The sequence below is a fragment of the Microbulbifer sp. MCCC 1A16149 genome (genome assembly GCF_050368945.1).
Classification (GTDB): domain Bacteria; phylum Pseudomonadota; class Gammaproteobacteria; order Pseudomonadales; family Cellvibrionaceae; genus Microbulbifer.
In genome coordinates, this window is sequence record NZ_CP185959.1 from 1,056,006 (window position 1) to 1,079,044 (window position 23,039).

Here is a 23,039-nt window from a genome sequence, read left to right on the forward strand (position 1 = left end):
GTCTCGCGATATCGCCGGGCCAGGATGAAGTTGTGGACGCAGGGACGCTGCCACTAGGAGAAGTGCCCCATTCAGGATGTGTTCAGCCCGTCGCTGCACAATCCGGGGTACTGATCTGATTGTTTCAAGTCAATGCAAGTCATTACACGGCATTGCAGTTAAAGACGGTCACGCATAAATAGGGAATCATCAGTCGAAAGTCTTTTTCAGGTTCCCGCGCGAGTAGTTCCAGCCCGGTGTGGCATCAGAACAGCGCCAGAAATCGTGACCAATGCCCTGACTAATGGGTTTTGGCTTCATGGTTAACATTTTTTAACCACTGGCTGGTAGGTCAGGTCGTACAATTAAAGGCATTCCTGTGCGCTAGTTTGGCGTAACAGTCCTCGCACTGGGCTATGCTTAAAGGGATCAGAGCTGAAGCGCTCTGCCCTGGACTACAAGAATGACCGGGTCGTTATTTGTAGTTTTGGCGTTTATTTTCTGTTACTATCGCCGGCTCGCTGCGGTTCGTGCGCAGCTCACCGAATGGGAACCAAGACATAGATGATCAAACAGCGCACTCTCAAAAATGCCATTCGAGCCACTGGTGTTGGCCTGCATACCGGTAAAAAGGTCGTTCTGACCCTGAAACCGGCGCCGGTAAACAGTGGTATCGTATTCCGTCGGGTCGATCTGGATCCGGTGGTTGAGATTGAAGCGCGTGCTGAGAACGTGGGCGACACCCTGCTTTCCACCACCCTGGTGAAGGGCGATGTGCGTATTGCCACCGTTGAGCACCTGCTGTCTGCCATGGCTGGTCTGGGTATCGACAATGCGATCGTCGAGCTTTCCGCCCAGGAAGTTCCGATCATGGACGGCAGTGCCGGCCCATTCGTATTCCTGATCCAGTCCGCGGGGATTCAGGAGCAGTCCGCTGCGAAGAAGTTCCTGCGTATCAAGAAGCCGGTTACGGTAGAAGAGGGCGACAAGGTTGCCAGCTTCCTGCCTTTCAATGGCTTCAAGGTGTCTTTCACCATTGATTTCGATCACCCGGTTTTCCAGGGGCGTAACCTTACCTCCTCGGTGGACTTCTCCAGCACCTCCTTCGTCAAGGAAGTGAGCCGCGCGCGCACCTTCGGTTTCATGCACGAAATCGAATATCTGCGTTCTAAAGGCCTGGTGCAGGGTGGCAGCGTGGATAACGCGATTGTTATCGACCAGTACCGGATTCTCAACGAAGGCGGTCTCCGCTACGAAGATGAATTCGTTAAACACAAGATTCTCGACGCCATCGGCGATCTGTACCTGCTGGGCACCAGTGTGATCGGTGAGTTCAAGGCCTTTAAATCCGGCCACGCACTGAACAACAAATCCTTGCGCACCCTGATGGCGCAGGAAGATGCCTGGGAAATGGTGACCTTCGAGGACGAACAAGAAGCGCCTATCTCTTACGTCAAGCCGATTCTGGCGGTGTAAGAGGCGCAGACGCAAAAGCCGGCACAGAAATTGCCGGCTTTTTTACGTGCCTGTATAGGGTGCGTAGTAGGTTCCGGTAGCCAGTCGCTTTAAGGGGCTGGCAACCACTGGCCATGGGGATGGCCTTGGGACAGCAGGAAGCGACAGTCCCGCATCGGTCCGATGCCTTCAAAAGCCGGCCCGGTGACTAAACCAAATAAAACAAATAATGTCGCAATTCTTGCACGCCTGATATGAAAATTATTCTCGTCAATGAGCGTGGAGGTATCTCCCGCAGCTTCAACTTCGGAGGGCTCAGCAAAGCGCTGCTTAGCCTTTGTCTGTTGGGCCTGCCGGTTGGTGCCCTGTGGCTGGGTGCTAATCTGCCCACCGCCGAATCCGACGTTTTCGATGCCCGTGCGGTCAAGGCATGGAGCAAGGCGCTGCGCAAGCAGCAGGAACAGATCGACGACGCCGATCAGCAGGCGCGCGAGCAGCTTACCGCGCTCACGGTCAAGCTTGCGGAGATGCAGGCGCGTCTGACCCGCCTGGATGCCCTCGGTGAGCGTCTCACCACCATTGCCAAGCTGGACGAAGGTGAGTTCCAGTTCGGTAGCGTACCCGCAGTCGGCGGCCCGGAAGATCCGGGCATCAGTGGCGCCAGCGAACTTCCTTACCAGCCCCCGGAATTCCTCGAGGTGATTGGCGACCTGTCGGATCAGATCGAAGACCGGCAGATGCAGCTCTCCACCCTGGACTCCCTGATGGCGCGCCGTCAGTTGCAGGATGAACAGTTCATTGCCGGGCGTCCGATTACCCGTGGCTGGATGTCATCCCGCTATGGTTACCGCACCGATCCGTTCAGCGGTCGTCGCTCCTGGCACAAGGGTGTGGATTTCGCCGGTAAGAATGGTTCTGACGTGGTGTCTGTTGCCGCGGGTGTGGTGACCTGGGCGGAAGACCGCTACGGTTACGGCCAGCTGGTTGAAATCAACCACGGTAACGGCTACAAAACACGCTACGGTCACAATAGCGAGCTCAAGGTCAAGCTGGGCGATATTGTGAAGAAGGGGCAGGTCATTGCCCTGATGGGTTCCAGCGGTCGCTCTACCGGCCCCCATGTCCATTTTGAAGTCTACAAAAATAACCGTCCTGTAGACCCTGCCACCTATATCCGCCGAACCGGCAGATAACAACTATCCTCTATCATTGCGCGGCAGCGCTCGAAACGCTGCACCGCCTGGCGCCCTGTGCTTCATCAGGGCCCGGTGGTTGGCGTTGAATGGTTGCGGGCGTTGGCGCCTTCCTGTTTACTTGCACCCTTTCGCGCCGCCCCCTGAATCAGGGAGAGCGGGGCACACTCAGCATTAATGTGGTTTCTGAATAATGATTGGCAAACTGATAAAAACAGTCTTCGGTTCAAAAAATGACCGGGAACTCAAGCGTATGCGCAAGGTGGTCGCCAAGATCAATGCGCTGGAAGATGAGTACAAGGCGTTGGATGACGCCGCGCTGAAAGCCAAGACAGAAGAATTCAAACAGCGCCTGGCCCAGGGCGAGACCCTCGACCAGATTCTGCCAGAGGCCTTTGCCGCGGTACGGGAAGCCAGTGACCGCGCACTGGGCATGCGCCACTTCGATGTGCAGATGATCGGCGGTATGACCCTGCACGAAGGGCATATTGCGGAAATGCGCACCGGTGAGGGTAAAACCCTGGTGGCAACCCTGCCTGCCTATCTGAATGCGCTGGAGGGCAAGGGTGTCCATATCGTTACCGTGAACGATTACCTCGCCAGCCGTGATGCTAACTGGATGCGTCCGGTCTACGAGTTCCTCGGTCTGACCGTGGGTATCGTGGTATCCCAGCAGCACCCGGAAGACAAAAAGGCTGCCTATCAGGCGGACATCACCTACGGTACCAACAACGAATTCGGCTTCGACTACCTGCGCGACAACATGGTATTGCGCAAGGAAGATCGTACCCAGCGCGCGCAGAACTTCGCCATTGTGGACGAGGTCGACTCCATCCTGATCGACGAGGCGCGTACTCCGCTGATCATTTCCGGTGCCGCGGAAGACTCCTCCCAGCTGTATATGGCCATGAACAAGCTGGTTCCCCAGCTCGAGCGTGGGGAAGAGGGCGGCGAAGGCCACTACACCGTGGACGAGAAATCCCGTCAGGTAGAGATGACCGAAGACGGTCACCAGCTGATCGAGGACTTGCTGACCCGCGGTGGCCTGCTGAAGGAAGACGAATCCCTGTATGCGCCGGGTAACCTGGGGCTTCTGCACCATGTGAATGCCGCGCTGCGCGCGCACGTGCTGTTCCATAAAGATGTGGATTACATCGTGCAGAACGGTCAGGTGGTGCTGATCGATGAGCACACCGGCCGCACCATGCCCGGTCGCCGTCTCTCCGAGGGCCTGCACCAGGCGCTGGAAGCGAAGGAAAACGTTCAGATCCAGAGCGAAAGCCAGACCCTCGCTTCCACGACCTTCCAGAACCTGTTCCGCTTCTATCCCAAGCTGTCCGGTATGACCGGTACCGCAGATACCGAAGCGTTCGAATTCCGTCAGATCTACGGTCTGGATGTGGTGGTAATCCCCACCAATAAGCCCAAGCAGCGCGACGATCTGAACGACCTGGTGTACCTCACCAAGGACGAAAAGCTCGAAGCGATCATTGAAGACATCAAATACTGCCGCGACAAGAAGGCGCCGATCCTGGTGGGTACTGCTTCCATCGAGACCTCTGAAGAGATGTCCCGCATGCTGCAGAAAGCCAAGATCGAGCACCAGGTACTGAACGCCAAGTTCCACGAAAAAGAAGCGCAGATCATCGCCCAGGCCGGCCGCCCGGGTACTGTCACCATCGCCACCAATATGGCGGGCCGCGGTACGGATATCGTGCTCGGCGGCAACTGGGAAGCAGAAGTCGAAGAGCTGCAGGAGCGCGAGGGGCGTGAAGCAAGCAAAGATGAAATCGACGCGATCAAAGCCGAGTGGAAGAAACGCCATGAAACGGTGATCGAGGCTGGTGGCCTGCACATCATCGGCACCGAGCGCCATGAATCCCGCCGAATCGACAACCAGCTGCGCGGTCGCGCCGGTCGTCAGGGTGACCCGGGTGTGACCCGCTTCTACCTGTCCCTGGAAGACAACCTGATGCGTATCTTTGCCTCTGACCGGGTGAAGAACTTCATGCAGATGCTGGGCATGGAGCGCGGTGAGGCCATCGAGCACCGCATGGTGTCCAATGCCATCGAGAAGGCTCAGCGCCGTGTAGAAGGTCGTAACTTCGATATCCGCAAACAGTTGCTGGAATACGATGACGTGGCCAACGACCAGCGTCAGGTGATCTACTCCCAGCGCAACGAGCTACTCGAAGCGGATTCCATCAGCGACACCATCACCGCCATCCGCGATGACGTGGTGAACGAGCTGATTTCCACCCATGTTCCGCCGCAGAGCGTTGAAGAGCAGTGGGATATTCCCACACTGGAACAGCAGCTGGCGGCGGAGCTGGGCCTGCAATTGCCGGTTCAGCAGTGGCTGGACGAAGACCGCACCCTGCACGAGGAGAGCCTGCGCGCGAAGATCGTCGAAGAATCACAGCAGGCGTACCAGAACAAACTGGCGCGTATTGCCGAGAGCACCGGCGACGAGAACCTGATGCCTACCATTGAGCGCCAGGTGATGCTGCAGGTACTTGACCAGCTGTGGAAGGAGCACCTCTCCAGCATGGACCACCTGCGCGCGGGTATTGGCTTGCGAGCCTACGCCAACAAAAACCCCAAGCAGGAATTCAAACGCGAATCCTTCCACTTGTTCCAGAGCCTGCTGGATAATCTCAAGCACGAAGTTATCCGCGTATTGGCCCATGTGGAACCGATGACCCGCGAGCAGATGGAAGAGATGGAGCAGCGCCGACTGGAAGCCCAGCGTCGCCAGCAGCTGGAACTCCAGCATGCGCAGGCATCCGCGATTCCGGAGGCTGAGGCCCAGGCAGAGGCCGCTCAGGAGCCCGCACGACGCGGTCCGCGAGTGGGGCGTAACGATCCCTGCCCCTGTGGGTCCGGCAAGAAGTACAAGCAGTGTCACGGCAAGCTGACTTCTTCCACGCCGTCCTGATCAGTTCCGGCTGACAGAACAAAAAGGCCCGCATAGATTGCGGGCCTTTTTGTTTTCCGCCTGCCGTTTATATAATTCTGTTCGTTTCAATTATTCGAATGATCCCAGCAAGGTGAAGAACATGGCGCAGTCCCTGCCGCAAATTCCCGGTGTCCGTCTTTCTGCAGTGCCGGCGAAGATAAAAAACTGGCAACGCGACGATCTGCTTTTAATCGAGGTAGCCGAAGGCGCCAGCGTCTCCGCGACCTTCACCCAGAATGCATTCTGTGCCGCTCCGGTGCTGGTGGCGCGCAAGCACATTGCCGGTGGCAATATACGCGCGCTGTTAATCAACGCGGGTAACGCCAACGCGGCCACCGGAGAGCGCGGTTTGACGGATGCCAATCGCTGTTGTGAAGGCGTGGCAGAGGCCCTGGGTATCCAGCCGTCGCAGGTTCTGCCGTTCAGTACTGGCGTGATCGGTGAGCACCTGCCGGTGCAGAAAATTCTCGATGCAATCCCCACTGCTGCTGCCCAGTTGCAGTTCGACGCCTGGCAGACTGCGGCGCAGGCGATCATGACCACGGATACTCGCCCGAAAACTGCGAGCAGAACCGTCGAGATTGCCGGCGAAACACTCACCGTTGCCGGCATCGCCAAGGGCGCCGGTATGATCCAGCCGAATATGGCCACCATGCTGGCGTATGTGGCGACCGATGCGGCAATCCCCCAGCCGATGCTGGATACCCTGGTGAAAGAGGCTGTGGCAGCGTCCTTCAATCGCATCAGTGTGGATGGGGATACTTCCACCAACGATGCCTGCGTGCTGATCGCCAGCGGCGCTACCGGTGAGGTGATTGGAGACGCGAACAGCGAGGCCTATGCCAAGTTGAAAGCGGCAATCGTCGAGGTGCATATCGAGCTTGCTCAGGCCATCGTGAAAGATGGTGAGGGTGCGACCAAGTTTGTCACCGTGCAGGTCAACAATGCGGGCAATTCCGCCGAGGCTCTGCGTACCGCATTTGAGATTGGCGAATCACCACTGGTCAAAACCGCACTTTACGCTTCTGACCCCAATTGGGGCCGGTTGGTAATGGCCATCGGTAACGCGGGGCTGGAGAATCTGGATACCGGCAAGATTTCCATCTATCTCGACGATGTACAGATCGTGGATGCGGGTGGTCGCGCGGATACTTATACGGAGGAAGCGGGGCAGGCAGTATTCGACAAGTCAGAATTCACCATTACCGTGGATTTACAGCGGGGCGATGCCTGCGAGCATATCTGGACTTGTGACTTCTCCCACGAGTACGTGACCATCAATGCGGAGTACCGCACCTGATGGGAGGCTCCGGGATCAAGCAGATTCATGTGGCAGTAGGTGTAATCCTCGGCGCTGATGGTCGTATTCTCCTGGCCAAGCGCCCTGAGCATTTGCATATGGGCGGGCGCTGGGAGTTTCCCGGCGGCAAGGTCGAAGAGGATGAATCCATTCAGCAGGCCATGGCCCGGGAGCTGAAGGAAGAGCTCGATATCGATATCGATGTGAAGGCGATGGAGCCGTTAATCGAAGTCCGTCACGATTACGGAGACAAGCAGGTATTTCTGGATACCTGGTGCATTACCGAATTTGAGGGTATAGAGCGTGGAGTTGAGGGACAGGAATTGGCCTGGGTCTCGGTCGCGGAGCTCCCGGAGTATCACTTCCCCGATGCCAATCAGCCGATCTTAACGGCGTTACAAGCTCGCTTAAGTTAATTCCAGCCCTGCCAAGTTCTTTAGCTAGTTTGCTGGCAGGGAAGCACTGGGTGCGGGTTTTCAGGACCGCAGCGCCCAGTGCTTCCCTTTCACTTCAAATCACATCACTGCGTAAGTTATTCCCAATTGCTAGAGCAACGCTCACTATTTCATCTGAAGGTAGAGTGCCGGGTATCCATTTTCGAAAGCGTCGGCGACAGGGATGTCGCCGACGCAGCGTACAGGGACGTATTTACAGCGGTTTCGAAAATGGATACCCGGTGCTCTGCCGCCACCGCACCTTCTAACTGGTGCCACAAAGCGTGATCAAGGACTGATAAAAATCCCGCGCTTGTACAGAAATCTCAGCACCAGCCACTGCAGCAAAATCACTCCGCACGCGATCAATAATGTGCCCGCCGCGTCAGGTAGGGTAGAAGCAATCCCCCCAAACAGACTTTTACTGCTGTATTGCCAGTTCACCAGGCTGGTACCGATATACACCAGAATGGCATTGCAGCCGATCACCGCGAAAAAATAAGTGAAGGTTTTCCAGTGCCACATATCGACCACCAGATAGAAAACCCCCAGCAGTAACAGACAGCAGCCAGAGGTGATCAAAACAAAGGAGCTGGTCCACAGCTCCTTGTTCACCGGGTAAACCCAGTGCCATAAAAAACCTGCCAGCAGGCAGACCACCGCACCACTGAACAGACCTTTCAGGATGGCCCCGTGGTCCCCCGCATATCGCGCCAACCAGCGCCCGGCAAAAACACCAAACAGCGCATTGACGACAGCGGGAATAGTGGAGAGTACCCCCTCCGGATCGTAGGCGCGGTTCTGGTAAGTGATACCGGGCAGGAAGTGCTGGTCCACCCACGCATTGACCGATCCGTCCGGGGTCAAGGTGCCGACAGTGATCTGCAGCAGGCAGTAGCCAATCAGAATGGCGGCGGCAATGGCGTACTGGGTGCGCAAGCCAAAGTGCCACACGATCATCGCCGCGAAGAACCAGGCGAAGCCGATACGCGCCAGCACACTGGCGTAGCGGATTTCACCGATATCTGCGGGAATACCCGTGCCCCAGCCGTGGTTGTAAACGACTCCCAGCAGAACCAGCAGGAACAGCCGCTTCAACGATTTTCGATAAACCGGAGCCCGCTGGCTCAACGGTAATCCACGCAGAGACTTGTTGGCCAATCCCAGGGTTACCCCGGAGAGGAAAATAAACAGCGGGAAAATCAGGTCGTAGAAGCTGAACCCGTGCCACGGGGTATGCTGCATCTGCCCGTGCCCGAATTGAAAAATGGACCAACCGGTAAGCGCAAATAATGGAAGGAACAATGCCTCGCCACCGATGATCCAGAACATATCGAAGCCGCGCAGGGCGTCTACCGAAGCAAGTCTTTGTTTTTTGTTGGCCATGATTGTTACTGCTAATCAATTAAAAAAAGAAATCAATCTTTCTGTGAGCACCATGATAGGGCATCTGCCGCGATGAAATCACGGTGTCCAGAAACGAAAAAAGCCCCGGCCGAAGCCGAGGCGAATATAGGAGCATTTCCTGTACAGGAGTTTCCTATTAGTCACAACGCAGAGAGAGAACTGTATTTACCACTTATCTTGTAACCACCTTCCATCCTGTGAGATTGGCCGGCACTGCGTTGCCGGCCGTTGAGTTCCTTTCCTGAAAAGCTTAAATCGAGCAGACGAAAGTCCAGCTGCCGTCAGCGGTGCCGGGTACGGACTGGGTCCACCACTTGGCTTCGAACACGCTGCCGTTGTGGATAATCCGATCGCCGTTTGCAGCGTGGTTGCTGCGCGGCCATTCCGGATAAGTCACCAGGCCAGTGGTGCTGACACCTGCGTCGGCACAGGTTTCGCCGCCACCGCCGGAGGAGCTGCCACCAGAGGAGCTGCCGCCACCAGTGCTCAGCTCGGCTACCGGCAGATCGGGATACTCGAATGCCAGTGCATAGGTGGTGCCGTTGACCGTTGCGGTGTAGGCCTGAGGACCTGATACCGGCAGATAGTAGTTCAGGGTCATATCCCAGCTTTCACCGTCTGCCAGGTCCTGCCAGGCGGGCAGGCTGAAACGCACGCGGTGGAATTCATTCTCCAGACCGCCCACATTGCCGCCACCGGTATTGGCACCGTCTTCAATCACTTCGAGACCGGCACCGCTCTGGTCAGTGATGATATTGGAAGTGGAAGTTGGCATATCGAACTCAAACACGGTGCCGCCGGGCAGGGTGCCACCGGTGTTGTTGGTGATATACAGCTTCGGATTCAGCGGGTAGTTCTGGTCGCCGAGTTTGAACTCGGTGACTTCGATACCGATATCCAGCGCTTCTTGCGGTACTGCACGATCGGTGCGCAGGTGGCGATATTTGGACGCGTTGGCAAACTTGTCATAGGCCACTGTAGTAAGGGTGTCGCCCATGTAGTATTCGCCCTTGGCTGCATCCCAGTCATAGTCGCCGGCGAGCTCCCAGAACATGATGCCGCCTACACCCTGGTCGATCACGTACTGCACCTTGGCGTCCATGGACTCGGCGTCTTCGGTGGAGATGAATACGCTCTTGTCCGCGTTCCACAGCCACGGGGCTTCGGAGACGCTGTCGTAGTTGCGTACATAAGTACCGGTCAGCGCGTCATCCGGATCGTTGACCGGGTCCAGACCGTAGTCGGTCACATAGCTGCCGAGAATGCCGTTCTCCAGGTTCATGGCATGCCACATGGGGTTGGACCCGGCACCCATTTCGTTGCCGTTGCTGTCCTTGTCGTGCCACATGTTGTCGATACCGATGGCGCCGTTACCGCAGTCAGCGGCAGCACCGGTGCCTTCGGGACACTCGGACTGTGACGGCAGCGATGCCGAGCCACCGAGGCCGTTGGTACCACCGCTAACACCCTGCCAGCCGCGGGTGTAGTAGGGAATGCCGACGTTGATACGGCCCGCGGGCATGGAGCCGCGGAAGTACTTCACCGCCCAGTCGATATTGAGGTAGCCAATGCCACCGTACTGGGAAGTGCTGTACACACTCGCCGCCGCCAGTTCCGGGTCGTTGCCGTTGTCGAACAGCGCAGAGTTGTGGCCAACGTATTCATTCCACGCCCCGTGCAGGTCGTAAGTCATGATGTTGACGTAGTCCAGGTACTGGGTGATCTGCATGGTTTCCATGCCGCGCAGCAGATAGCCGGAGGAGGGGGAGGCAATGGTCAGCATGTAGTGCGTGCCGTCCTGCTCGCCCGCTTCATCCAGTTTTTCCCGCAGTACCCGCATCAGTTCCACGTAGGAATCCATCAGCGAGCCGCGCAGCGGGTTGGCGATACCGAAATCCATAGGGTTGCCGGCGTCGTTCATGGAGGTGGGGTATTCGTAATCGATATCCACACCGTCGAAGCCATACTGGCGAATGAACTCGACGGAGGAGTTGGCGAAGGCCTCGATGCCCTGGTGATTGATGCTGCCATCGGCATTGGTGGTCATGGTGTAGAAACCACCGTCGTTCACCCGGTCGCCGTTCTCATTGAAGTGACCGCCGGTCTCGGCCCAACCACCCACGGAGACCAGGGTCTTCACTTCCGGGTGCTGTTCCTTGAACTTGGACAGCTGGTTGAAGTGGCCCTTGTACGGGTAGTCCGGATCGGTTTCTGCGCCGGCAATACCGGGCCATTCCATACCGGTGGCGGGGTTGTCCGGGTTGTCGGTATTGCCGACAGATACGGAGTAATCGCTAGCCACGTGGGCGAAGGCATAGTTGATATGGGTGATCTTGCCCCAGGGAATGTCTTTCACCAGGTAGCTGGGCTGCCCGTTGGCGCCATTTCGCCAGCTGGTGAAGTAGCCGATGATGCGGCGCGGATGGTCTGCGCCCATATCCTCGCGGCCTTCCGCATCGTAGATGTCGCAGTAGTTGGGGGCGGTGCCCGGGGTAGTGTAGAGGCCATCCGGGCGACAGGGGTAATCGCCAGTAACTATCTGCTCATCTTCCACAGCGATGGTGGCTTCGGCGCTGTCGCTCAGGTCATCGTTGTCGGTGGCTACTGCTGAAATGGTGTGGCTGCCCAGAACTGCGGTCCATTGGGTGCTGTAGGGCGCACTGGTATCGGTGGCGATCAGGCTGCCATCGACAAAAAATTCCACCTTGGCGATGCTGCCATCACTGTCGGAAGCGTTTGCGGCAATGTTCAGGCTGTCGCCGGTAGTGTGACTGGAACCGTTCGTAGGGGCAGTCAATGTCACGCTGGGGGGCACCGGACCAACGATGACATCTTCCTCCACGGTAATGGATACCGGTGCGGTGGTGGTGGAGAGGTTGTCGTTGTCCACAACGCGTGCAGTGATGGTGGGCTGGCCGGCAATGGCGGTCCAGGTCACTTCCCACGGCGCTGCATTGTCGGTACCAACAAGGGCTCCATCGACGAAAAACTCCACCGAGCTCACCTGGCCGTCAGGATCCGAGGCGGAAACACTTAAGACAACGCTGTCATTTTCGGTTGCAGTGGTACCTGCTGTGGGGGCAGTAATTGAGCCCTCGGGCGGCAGCGGGAGTACTTCGCCGTCATCGCAGGCGCCCAGCAGTTTCCACTCCTGGTACTGGCCGGAATATTGTTCGGGATTCTGGTTTTGGGTCCACCACTTTGCCTCGTAGGCATTGTTGTTGTACTGGACCTGGGCACCGGTGGAGTAGGAGGGGCCCATCTCCCATGTGGGCAGGGAGGTGCAGTCTACGGCGGCGTAGCCGTGGCCTGCGGATAGCATTGCTGCGGTCACAAGACCAAAGCGGAGCTTGTTGCTGATCATAAAATGTTCACCTTGCGGCAGATTATTTTTATAGGAATTCGACGCTAGTACCTCGGCGCCACGAAATGACATCGCTGTCAAAAATAGCAATGGGGATGGGGGGAAGCAACACCGGAGCCTCTGAAATTTTTAGAAATCGGTGGTTTCTGCGCCAACTTCACGGTGATACGCGGGCTTTGTCACATTCAACGGCATACGCAACCACCGGTGCCGCATTGCGGCACAGTGCAGTTTTCGGGCAGTTGGCGGGGGAGAAACGAGAGGTGCGTGGGTTACATGTCCCACAGCGAGTTGGTGGCCATGGAAAGGGTGATGCGCTCCTTGTCCTGGATTTGCTTGAGGTTCTCGAATACCTCCTTTACCTCCGCAGACTCGATCGAGTCGTGGACCGAGTGATACAAGTCTGAAAAGTAGCGATCCACCTCCTGCCCCAGCTGGTTAATCTCTTCAATACTGGGTTTGTCGCTCAGGTACTGGTTTTTGACCAGGTCACCGGCACTTTCTTCCGGGGTGTATTGCAACCAGGTCTGCATGACTTTCTGCTGGGCGACGGCACCGTAGTTCTTGAGATTGTTGGCCATACGCAGCTCGTGCTCATGCAGGTGCTTCAGTAGCAGTTGAGTGCGATTGTCCTGGGCGCCATCCAGCAGTTGCTGATACACGCCGGCCATATCCAGGTGGAATTTCTGGGCGTTTTTGAGAACTTCGTGGGCCTGTTTGAACGTCTTCATCTCTGCGCCTTCTCGGTGGTTAGTGTAATTATAGTTTTCTCTGTGGGGCCGTTGGTGGGGGAAAGGGCATGTTTCTCTTATGGTTATAGTGCATATCCGCGGGCGTTCAAGTCCTCTCCTGCTATATCTAGTGGCTGTCGCCAATCGCCGGACATAAAAAAGGCGGCCTCTCGGGGCCGCCTTGAATAGAACTCTGGTCAGGCCGTAGCCGGCGCCAGGTGGAATTGCTCCATCATGATCTGCAGGCGCTTGCGCTGCATCTTGAGGCTGTATTCCAGTTCCTTTACCCGGGTGCGGATGGTGGCGTTTTCCCATTTGCTCACCAGCTGCTCGCGGGCATTCACATAGCGCTTCTGCTGGAGTTCTTTCCACTCGGAAAGCGAGGCAGAGAAGTCCTGGGCTTCGCGCTCGAGCAATTGCTTCCAGCTCTCTTTGTGTTTCGAGTGCTCAAGCTGCTGTTCCGCACGCTTGAATTGCATGGTCAGCATGGCGCGCTGGATACGCATTGCCGGAACGGTTTTCAGGTTGCGAGCCAGCCCCAGCCAGCTAGCGGTTTTGATCAGCCACTTGGTGGGATCCCACTGATACCAGCGGATACCGTTGCGGTAATCGGTCTGAAAAATATGGTGGTAGTTGTGGTAGCCCTCGCCAAAGGTGAAAAACGCCAGCAGGTCATTGTCCCGCGCGGTGTTCTCATCGGTATAAGGGCGGCGGCCCCAGATATGGGCGAGGGAATTGATGAAAAAGGTGGTGTGGTGGTTGACCACGATACGCAGTACACCGGCCAGCAGCAGCATGCCGATGACATCGCCGGTAAGCAGGCCCAGCACCAGGGGCACGCCCACGTTCATTGCCACGGTGATCGGCACATAGTGGTTGTGCTGCCACATGACGATCTTGTCCCGCTGCAGGTCCTTGGCGTTGTCGAAGTCCACCTCGCCACTGGGGTATTCTCGCAGCATCCAGCCGATGTGCGAAAACCAGAAGCCGCGCTTGGCGGAATAGGGGTCGTGATCGTTATCGTCACAGTGGCGGTGGTGACGGCGGTGGCCGGAACACCAGATCAGTGCACTATTCTGCAGCGAGGCTGCGCCAAACAGCGCAAAAAACAGGCGCAGGGACCAGTGGGCCTCGTAAGTACGGTGTGACCACAGGCGGTGGTAACCGGCAGTGATGGAGAAGCCACAGAAAGCGCCCAGTACCGCAAATGCCAGCCATTGGTACCAGTGGTAGCCCACAAGTACGCCGTACAGCGGAACCAGGATCAGTGCCGCCAGCGCCGTACTGGCGAACAATATCGTCGTCAGCCAGATGCGGGGGGCTTCGGGAGCAGCGTTCATATATACAACCTTGTCAGAATCTTCAGATAAGTCCGCCCGTATGGGCAGTGCGGCCGCGGGACAAGTGGAGCTCGGGCCAGAAAACAGATGCTACCGCAGTTAAGCCCTCTGAACACGTGCCGGAGAGGACCGCGATAAGCATTTTGAGGACGAATAGTCAGTTTATCGCCGATTGAATGGTGTATCGCACCGAAATGGTGCAGGTGAGGTTTTTTGCGTTCATTGTTGGGTCAAGCGCTGTCATTTTTCCGTAATGCACTGGGGTATAGCACAACTTCTCTCGTTAAGGTGGGACACTGCCGATCGAATTTTGTTCAAAAAAGACTGTGAAAGTGTATTTTTCGGTGTTTTTAAAAAGTTGGCACAGTGATTGCTAAACCTATTGTGTAGGCCAATTGGCCTGCGCTCCGGGAATCCATCACGGGTTATGGCAAATCGTAATAATGCGTGAATTCCCGTTTTCTCTCATCATCGCTATTTTGGGCCCCGCATTGCGGGGCCTTTTTTTATCCGTCGATAAGTGATTCACTAGCTGTAGATTACTCTGGAAAACTAGAGGTCAATGGCCAGTACTGGCCTGCGGTCCTGACGGCAAGATGGTGTCGAACTCTCATCCCCCCCAAATAAAAGAAGGCGGCCTAAATCTCGCTACTCCAGGCGAGCTCGAGGGCATGCAGCCGACGCAGGCACTGACCCAGGTGCAGTATCTGCACAGTCTTCTATTGAGTACCAATCGCGGTGTCTGGGAATGGCACCCGTCTACCGGTGTCCAGCGTGCAACCGGCAATCTGTGGCAGCGACTGCATCGGGATCCGGAATCCGCTCTGTGTGGCGTTTGGAGCGGTGATCTCTCGCTGGTGCACTCCGACGATCGCGATGGATTGATTGCCCTGCGCTCTCGCCTGTGCGAGCAGGGCACTTTTGTGGATACCTCCATCCGAGCCTATGCCCGGGACGGGCAACCCCTGTGGTTGCGTCTGTGGGCGCGCGCGCTCACCGCGCCCGGGGGAGAGCGGTTTTTCCTGGGCGGATGTACCGACTACAGCGAATCCTTTTCTTCCAAGTCTTTTTCCTATTTTTCCGGCGAGCGCTTCCACCATGCACTGGATATGGTCGGTGATGGACTGTGGGAGTGGGATTTACGTGCCGACGAGGTCGTTCTCGACAGCACTTGCTGGCGCATGCTCGGGTATTCCCGTGGGCAGAGTGATACGGGTGCGCGGGCCGCGCTTGCGCGCTGGAAGACCCATATGGTCGCCGACGATTACCCCGATGTGAAGCAAGCCCTGGAAGACAATGTCCGCGAGCAACTGCCCCTGGATGTGGAGTTTCGCCTGAAGCACCGCGAGGGCGGTATTGTATGGGTGCGTTGCCGGGGCAATGTACAGCGCAGTAGTGGCGGCGAACCGGTGCGGGTACTCGGCACGCTGCAGGATATTACCGCGAGCAAGAAAAAACAGTTGAAGCTGGAACAGGAATTGCGGCGCTTGAAACGGGAGAGTGTCGATCGCGCAGACTTGATTTCCAGCCTGAGTCACGAATTGCGAACCCCGCTCAATGCCATTCTCGGTTACAGCCAGATGGTGGAGCTGGATCAGAGCCTCAACCCGGATCAGCGCCGACGCCTGGCAGAGATCCGCAAGGCCGGGCAGCACCTGTTACACCTGGCGGGCGATGTGCTGGATCTGGCGCGTATCGACAGCCAGCGCCTGGCACCGTCCATCGAGCGGGTACAGCCGGCCACGCTGGTTGCGGACTGCCGCCAGTTGCTCGAGCCACTCGCGGAAACCCGCAAGGTGAGCCTTACCTTTGAGCCCCTTGGCTGGGAGCACGCCCATGTGCTGGCAGATCCCACCCGCTTCAAGCAGGTGGTACTCAATCTGATGGGCAATGCGATCAAGTACAACCGCGAAAATGGACGGGTTGTAATCACTTTTGCACCGCAGGCAGAAGGTTGGCTGCGCCTGAGCGTGCTGGATACCGGCAGCGGCATTGCCAGTGATATGCAATCCAGAGTGTTTGAGCCGTTCAATCGCCTCGGTGCCGAGCAGGGAAAGATCGAGGGAACCGGTGTGGGACTCGCGATCGCCAAGCAGCTGACCGAGGCCATGGGCGGCAGGATCGGTTTTGATAGTGAAGAGGGGCAGGGCTCGGTATTCTGGGTGGAATTCATGATGCACAATGCCCCGGAAGAGGTGCTGCAAATGGCTGCGCGCCCTGATTACACGCGCTCATTGCCGCCTTGTAAACTTTTGTACGTGACGGGCAGGACCGCTTCTGCGAGCCGCCTGAAAGCGGTATTGGCAGCGGTGCAACAGGTCGAGGTGCAGATCGTCGACGACGCCATGAAAGGCATTTTCACTGCGCGAACCGGTGCGCCGGATATCATCGTTTTTGATGCGGAGTTGCCCGGTGTTTCGCGGCGGGACTTTTCTGCGATCCTGTGCGGAGATGAGGTGACGGCACATATTCCGCTAATGGCGATTGTGGATCGGCGTTGTGAATTTGCCCACGTGTGCCTGCCCACAACCTACGATCTGGCCTCGCTTGCAGAGGGATTGCGCGATTGCCTGAGCCTTAAATCGGTGGCCGGTGGGATCGCAGCGCGCAATCGTACTGCATCGGAATAAATTGAAAGAGATACAACAATAGCCACCATCGACGGCGGCAAAGAATAAGTGCAACCAAAAGGACGTTATGGTTGATGTTCTCTCATTTCCCCAGCGGCAGTAAAACGCCCGAGATCGCAAGTATGCAAAGCCGCGCGCAGGCCAGTCCTGTGCCCGCTGCGCTATTGCTGGTAATTGGCACGTTTTTCCTGGCATTTATCTGTAAGAAGTTTCTTTCCGTCAATGGAGGCATCGCTGCGATCTGGCTGGCGGATGCGCTGACCATCGCGGTGCTGTACCGATATTCGTTCAAAACCTGGCCGCTGCTACTTGCAGGAGCTTATGTCGGCGCGGCTGCTGCATCCTGGTCTAGCGGCTTGCCAGTGCATGTCGCGCTGATGTATTCGGCGGCCGGTACAGCAGAGGCTCTTGTTGCTGCGGGGCTATTGCGCTTTTTTTGTGCCGATGGGGATTTTTTTGGCAGCACCTGGCGCTGGTTGAGATTCCTCTTTTTTGGTGCTTTTCTTTCGACCCTGGTGGGGGCAGGCGTAGGGGCGAGTGTCGCAGCACTGTTTCGCGGTCTGCCTTTTGGCGATGTATTCCTGTTCTGGTATCTGGCTGACACCATCGGTATCAGTGTATTCCTGCCATTTCTGCATCTGGTCAATATCGAAAGTGCGAAACGCATATTTTCGTTCCGCCCGCTGATACGTTTGTTGTCGGTATTGACACTGTCCCTGGCTAGTATTTTTCTGGTGCTACAGGTATTCCCCTATCCATTTGTATTTATTGCCCTGCCGTTAATCTGGGCTGCATCGCGGCTTGAGCTGGCGCAGACGCTGTTGCTGGTATTTACCGCGGTACTCGCGCTGCTGTTGGTGTTTATCAATGGCAGCCACTGGTTGCCCTCAGAACTGAATTTGATCCACAGCCCGCTGGATTTCATGCCGCTGTATGCCGGTGTGGTCCCCGCGTATGTGATGGCGGTGGCCTCGAGTGTCGAGCGCAAGCGCAGCCAGCGGATCGTCGAGGTGGAGAGCAGCTTCCGGACTGCCATGGAGTCATCCCGTATCGGTATGTTGCTGGTTTCCCTGGATAACCGGATCATCCAGACAAACCCCAGTTTTTGCCGCTTTATCGGTTATTCCGATGTGGAGTTGCGCGGGCTAAATATCCGCGAGGTGATCTGTATCGATGGCGGTGATGCTTACCCAGAGCCCCGTGACCTGGGGCGGGATCGCCTGTTATTCGATTTTGAGTTGGGGTATGTGCAGGACGCGGAGTGGCGCTTCCTGCGTAAAAACGGCGCACAAGTCTGGGGGCACTGGTCCTGTAGTCTGGCTAGAGGGGCCAAGAATGAACCCCTGTACGCGGTTGTGCAGGTGGAGGACATCGACTGGCGCAAGCGCAGCGAGGTGCAGCTCGCCAAGGCTGAAGAGCGTTGGAAATTTTCCCTGACGGTGACCGGACAGGTGGTTTACGACTGGGATCTGGTGAGCGGCAAAACCTTCTATTCAGAGTGGTTGCACAGCGGCGTGGGTATCGACTCTGCGGAGCTTGGCAGTCGACAGGATTGGTTGTCGCGGGTGCATATTGACGATCGCGAACTTCTGCTGCGAGCACAGCTGGCCCATTTTAATGGCGAAGAGCGGGATATTGATTGCCAGTACCGGGTGCGCACCGATGCTGGCGATACCCGCTGGATCCACGAGCTGGCGCGGGTGATGGAATCCGGCGATGACGGCAGGCCGTTGCGATTGATCGGTATCTTGCGGGATATCACCGAGAACAAGCAGATGGCGCGCTTTCTCGAGGAAGAGAAAGAGCATCTCCAGGTCACCCTCAATGCGATTGCCGACGCGGTTATCGCCACCGATAGCCAGCAGCGCATTACCTTTATGAACCCTGTGGCGGAACAGTTGACCGGCTGGAGCCTGGCTGAAGTGCAGGGGAAAAACATTCGCACGGTAATCCAGATTTCCAACGCCAGGGAAGGGGGGCCGGTGACCTGCCCGATTAGCGAGAGCCTGAAAAACATGACCCCCGTGTTCTCTTCGGAGGGGACGGTTTTGCATAACCGTACCGGGCGCAGTTATGACATCAAGTGCTCTGCATCTCCGCTGCGCACCGGCAGTGGTCAACTGCTCGGTGCAGTACTGGTCTTCCAGGACGTGACGGAGACCCGGCAGCTGATTCGCCAGCTGCGTTACAAGGCTCACCACGATGACCTGACCCATCTGCCCAATCGCGAGGCCTTCAAGCGCGATCTACTGGAAGCGGTGGCATCGGTGCGCAACAACGAAACCGTTCATGTCCTCGCCTACATGGATCTGGATCGCTTCAAGGTGATCAATGACAGTGCCGGGCATCAGGCCGGCGATGCGCTGTTGCGCAATGTGGCCCGCTTCCTCAAGGGACAGTTGCGGGAAAGCGACAGTGTGGCGCGCCTTGGCGGGGACGAATTTGGCATCCTGTTGCGTGACTGTAACAAGGAGCAGGCGCGAGTGCGCTGCGAGCAGCTGGTGCGAAAAATCATCGCGTTGCGCTTCCCCTGGGCGGGGCGGGTGTTCGACGTCGGTGCCAGTGTGGGGGTGACCGAGGTGCGCCGCGATAACAATCACGTGGCAGACCTGATGAGCCAGGCAGACGTGGCCTGTTATTCCGCCAAGCATGCCGGTCGCGGAGTGGTAGTGGTTTACGAGGCGGACAGCAGCGCTGCCGCCGACCAGCATCGGGAAATCCATATGGCTTCGCGTATCCGCGAGGCATTGGATGAAAACCGCCTGCAGTTGTACGCCCAGCCTATTGCCAGCGCGGTTTCGCCATCGGTTATCAGTCACTACGAGCTGCTGGTACGGATGGTGGATGCGGACGGCACACTGATTGCGCCCGGAGCATTTATACCCGCTGCCGAGCGCTACGGCTTGATGTTGCAGATAGACCACTGGGTAATGAACGAATTCCTGCACAATAAAGTGCAGGCAGCCATGCAAAGTGGCCTGAGCTTTGCCATGAATCTCTCAGCCGAGGCTATCGGCGACGGCGCTTTCCAGCAAAAACTGATCTCGCTACTGTCGGAATCCGCGCTGCCGGCCCGCCGTCTGGGGATCGAAATTACCGAAACCGCGATGATCAATGAAATGGAAAGCGCCAGCCAGTTTGTCGCCGCATTGCGGGAAATGGGTTGTAAGGTCGCGCTGGATGATTTTGGTAACGGTCTCAGCTCATTTAACTATCTCAAAGCGTTTTCGATCGATTACATCAAGATCGACGGCAGCTTCGTGCGGCAGGTGGAGTCCAATTTTGTCGACCTGATGATTGTGGAGTCCATCAATCAGGTGGCCCACCGCCTCAACGCCCGCACCATCGCGGAATTTGTTGAGGATGCCGCGACCGCGGAGCGATTGCGGAATATCGGTGTCGATCTGGTGCAGGGCTATCATATTGGCCACCCTCTGCCGCTGGACGAAGTCCTGGCTGGCGCGGTGTCCGGGCGCGAACATGCGGGGGCAGTTTTGTCGCAGCCGTCGGCGTGGGTGAGTGACAACGAGGTCGTGGAAGAAATCGTGGAAGTGGCTGGCACGGAGTTGGAAACCTGAACCGGCGCGTGGCACCGGTTCAGTGTTTGCCCGCCAAAGGAAGGGGGCAGGAGGGCAGGGTTACTAGCGAATCTTGCCCAGGTGTTTGCCCACGATTTGCAGTAGCGGCTTGAAAGTCTTGGGCGTCGCGCACACCAAATTGCCGGACTCCAGGTATTCGTTGCCACCGCGGAAGTCGCTGATCAGGCCGCCGGCTTCCTTGACCAGCAGGGAACCTGCGGCGATATCCCAGGTATTCAGATACATTTCCCAGAAGCCGTCAAAGCGGCCCGCGGCTACATATGCCAGATCCAGTGCAGCGGCGCCCGGACGGCGGATACCCGCAGTCTGGCCGGCAACTTCCTTCATCACCGCCAGGTAGGCGTCGATATTTTCCAGCGGTTCACCGTTGAACGGGATGCCGGTGCCGATCAGAGCGCCTTTCAGTCCCTGACGGCTGGATACGCGGATACGGCGTCCATTGAGCGCCGCACCGCGGCCGCGGCTGGCGGTAAATTCTTCGCGTTTGATGGGGTCGAGAACCACGGCGTGCTCGATCTGGCCGCGGTAGCGACAGGCGATGGAGATCGCGAAGTGGGGCATGCCGTGGATGAAGTTGGTGGTGCCGTCCAGCGGGTCAATGATCCACTCGTATTCGGGCTCGGCGCCTTCCTGGATGCCGCTTTCCTCGGCGAGAATGCTGTGCTTGGGGTAAGCCTTGCGCAGGTGATAGATGATCTCCTGCTCGCTGGCCTTGTCCACTTCCGTCACGAAATCGTTGCGGCCTTTTTCTTCAAACTTCATCAGGTCGCCGCGCTCCCAGGCGCGCTCGATCAGTTCACCAGCCTTGCGCGCCGCGCGCAGGGCAATATTCAGCATGGGTTCCATAGGAATTCCGCGATCAGTTGTGGTTGGTAAAAAGCAGTGCCGGGCGAGCCGGCGGCGCGATTGTATGGATTCCTGTGCAATTTTGCTACACTCCGCGCCCGTTTTGTAACAGGCCCTAGTGTAGCCACTCCTTGTAGTCACTCCGACCGGGTAAATCATATGGCGACTTCTCCTTCCGAAACCGCATCCAAATCGGCGTCCCCGAGCGCGTTGGCCGCGCTGGACAATATCCGCGTGGTGCTGGTGAACAGCGCCCACCCGGGCAACATCGGTGGCGCTGCCCGCGCCCTCAAGAACATGGGGCTGAGCCAGTTGTATCTGGTGCAGCCGCGGGAGTTCCCGGCCGCGAATGCGGTGTGGCGCGCCGCCGGTGCCGCCGAGCTGCTCGACAGTGCGGTGGTTGTGGAAACCCTCGAGGAAGCGGTGGCGGATTGTGGCCTGGTGGTCGCGACCAGTGCCCGCGAGCGCCGTATTCCCTGGCCACTGCTGACCCCGCGGGAATGTGGCGAACGCGCCGTGGTGGAGGCAAAGTCGCACCCGGTGGCGCTGGTGTTCGGGCGCGAGGACCGCGGTCTCACCAATGAAGAGCTGCAGGCGTGTAACTTCCACGTACACATTCCCGCCAATCCGGAATACAGTTCATTGAATCTTGCAACTGCGGTACAGGTGCTGGTGTATGAGGCGCGTATGGCCGCGTTGGAGGCGGATAAAGGGGAGGCGCTGAGCTATTCGGACTGGGACCGCCCACCGGCGAAAGCGGGGGATATGGAGCTCTACTACGATCACCTCCAGCTGGCTCTGGGAGAGCTCGGATTTATCGATCCCGACAATCCCCGTCAGACCATGACCCGTTTGCGAAGACTGTTCAGTCGAGTGCGTCCGGACGACATGGAGCTGGGTATCCTGCGCGGCATGCTGACCGCGATCCAGAACCATATCCATCGTTCCGGCGGTAAGGGCCGGCCCGACTGACCGGTGTTGCTATACCGGTATTGCTATATAGCCGGTGTTCAGCGGACGATAACTAAAGGGTCTAACCCGGCGCCAAATACCCGAGTGCTGCACTCGGCTATATACTTGACTGAACTAGTTGGTTATTCCATACTCGCGCCCCGATTCAGCAGTGCTGGTTCGGGCTTAAGGGCCCGCAAACCGGAGCGACGGGTGGGGGACTTTCCAGGAAAGAGCCAGGAGAGAGTATGCGTTTGACAACCAAAGGGCGGTATGCGGTCACAGCTATGCTGGATCTGGCATTGCACGCCGAGCGCGGTCCGATCAGTCTGGCGGATATATCAAAGCGCCAGGAAATCTCTCTGTCCTATCTAGAACAGCTTTTTTCCCGCCTGCGCCAATCCGGACTGGTGTCCAGTGTGCGCGGTCCCGGCGGCGGTTACCGGTTGGCCCGCACGACCGCCGAGATTTGTGTGGCGGAAATTATCGATGCAGTTAACGAATCCGTAGATGCCACCAGTTGTGGTGGTAACAGCGACTGCTCCGCCGGTGAGCAGTGCCTGACGCACTACCTGTGGACAGATCTCAGCCATCAGATTCACGGTTTCCTGAATGGCATCAGCCTGGCCGATATGGTCGCGCGTGCCGAAGTGCAGGAAGTGGCCCGTCGCCAGGACGGGCGTGCAGTTAGGGATCCGTTGGATCAGGTGGTAGAACAGAAAGTGGCGATTGTCGGCGGCTTGCAGTAAGGTGCCGGCCGCCCGGTCAGGCAAGCGGCCTGGCCAATGGAAATTTGAGCGCAACCCGCGAAAGCAGTATGGCGCCGATATGAAGTCGGCGAGTGGAGACCA

Annotated in this window: 14 protein-coding genes; 9 read left to right on the forward strand and 5 right to left on the reverse strand. The window is 57.5% G+C overall.

Going from position 1 to position 23,039, the window contains the following annotated elements:
* Positions 1-543: 543 nt before the first annotated feature.
* The 5 genes from lpxC to mutT all read left to right on the forward strand — a co-directional run bounded on the left by lpxC (position 544) and on the right by mutT (position 7,302).
* On the forward strand, positions 544-1,455 hold the full coding sequence (lpxC, locus tag ACONT6_RS04335; RefSeq protein WP_428820576.1) for a UDP-3-O-acyl-N-acetylglucosamine deacetylase: 912 nt from the start codon (positions 544-546) through the stop codon (positions 1,453-1,455).
* Positions 1,456-1,688: 233 nt separating this feature from the next.
* Positions 1,689-2,627 carry a M23 family metallopeptidase gene (locus tag ACONT6_RS04340; protein ID WP_428820577.1) on the forward strand — a complete coding sequence of 313 codons (939 nt, stop codon included), beginning with the start codon at positions 1,689-1,691 and terminating at the stop codon, positions 2,625-2,627.
* A 193-nt stretch (positions 2,628-2,820) separates the two neighbouring features.
* The gene (secA, locus tag ACONT6_RS04345) at positions 2,821-5,565 is read left to right on the forward strand and encodes a preprotein translocase subunit SecA (RefSeq protein WP_428820578.1); all 2,745 of its coding nucleotides are present in this window, start codon (positions 2,821-2,823) and stop codon (positions 5,563-5,565) included.
* Positions 5,566-5,686: 121 nt separating this feature from the next.
* A complete protein-coding gene (argJ, locus tag ACONT6_RS04350; RefSeq protein ID WP_428820579.1) occupies positions 5,687-6,886 on the forward strand; it encodes a bifunctional glutamate N-acetyltransferase/amino-acid acetyltransferase ArgJ in 1,200 nt (399 codons plus the stop codon).
* Entirely contained in the window at positions 6,886-7,302 is a 417-nt protein-coding gene (gene mutT / locus ACONT6_RS04355) for an 8-oxo-dGTP diphosphatase MutT (RefSeq protein WP_428820580.1), read from the forward strand. Before argJ ends, mutT begins: the two co-directional genes overlap by 1 nt.
* A 306-nt stretch (positions 7,303-7,608) precedes the next feature.
* On the opposite strand, the gene nagX is transcribed toward mutT, so the two are convergent.
* From nagX to ACONT6_RS04375, 4 genes are all read right to left on the reverse strand, one after another.
* Complete coding sequence (gene nagX / locus ACONT6_RS04360) at positions 7,609-8,706, reverse strand: transmembrane glucosamine N-acetyltransferase NagX (RefSeq protein WP_428820581.1); 1,098 nt, start codon at positions 8,704-8,706, stop codon at positions 7,609-7,611.
* A 271-nt stretch (positions 8,707-8,977) separates the two neighbouring features.
* Complete coding sequence (locus ACONT6_RS04365) at positions 8,978-12,091, reverse strand: chitinase C-terminal domain-containing protein (RefSeq protein WP_428820582.1); 3,114 nt, start codon at positions 12,089-12,091, stop codon at positions 8,978-8,980.
* Between the two features lie 272 nt (positions 12,092-12,363).
* Complete coding sequence (locus ACONT6_RS04370; RefSeq protein ID WP_078084199.1) at positions 12,364-12,822, reverse strand: hypothetical protein; 459 nt, start codon at positions 12,820-12,822, stop codon at positions 12,364-12,366.
* A gap of 197 nt (positions 12,823-13,019) precedes the next feature.
* A complete protein-coding gene (locus ACONT6_RS04375; protein ID WP_428820583.1) occupies positions 13,020-14,162 on the reverse strand; it encodes an acyl-CoA desaturase in 1,143 nt (380 codons plus the stop codon).
* Positions 14,163-14,833: 671 nt separating this feature from the next.
* Here ACONT6_RS04375 and ACONT6_RS04380 point away from each other — a divergent pair.
* Together ACONT6_RS04380 and ACONT6_RS04385 are read left to right on the forward strand one after the other, a co-directional pair.
* A complete protein-coding gene (locus ACONT6_RS04380) occupies positions 14,834-16,792 on the forward strand; it encodes an ATP-binding protein (protein WP_428820584.1) in 1,959 nt (652 codons plus the stop codon).
* A gap of 122 nt (positions 16,793-16,914) precedes the next feature.
* Positions 16,915-20,370 carry an EAL domain-containing protein gene (locus ACONT6_RS04385; protein WP_428820585.1) on the forward strand — a complete coding sequence of 1,152 codons (3,456 nt, stop codon included), beginning with the start codon at positions 16,915-16,917 and terminating at the stop codon, positions 20,368-20,370.
* Between the two features lie 63 nt (positions 20,371-20,433).
* Here ACONT6_RS04385 and ACONT6_RS04390 read toward each other — a convergent pair whose 3' ends face one another.
* Positions 20,434-21,237 (reverse strand): inositol monophosphatase family protein, encoded by an 804-nt coding sequence (locus ACONT6_RS04390; protein ID WP_428820586.1) that lies wholly within the window; start codon positions 21,235-21,237, stop codon positions 20,434-20,436.
* 159 nt (positions 21,238-21,396) lie between these two features.
* Here ACONT6_RS04390 and trmJ point away from each other — a divergent pair, with 159 nt between their 5' ends.
* The gene (gene trmJ / locus ACONT6_RS04395; protein WP_255463404.1) at positions 21,397-22,209 is read left to right on the forward strand and encodes a tRNA (cytosine(32)/uridine(32)-2'-O)-methyltransferase TrmJ; all 813 of its coding nucleotides are present in this window, start codon (positions 21,397-21,399) and stop codon (positions 22,207-22,209) included.
* A 227-nt stretch (positions 22,210-22,436) separates the two neighbouring features.
* Positions 22,437-22,937 carry a Fe-S cluster assembly transcriptional regulator IscR gene (iscR, locus tag ACONT6_RS04400; protein ID WP_428820587.1) on the forward strand — a complete coding sequence of 167 codons (501 nt, stop codon included), beginning with the start codon at positions 22,437-22,439 and terminating at the stop codon, positions 22,935-22,937.
* Positions 22,938-23,039 lie beyond the last annotated feature (102 nt).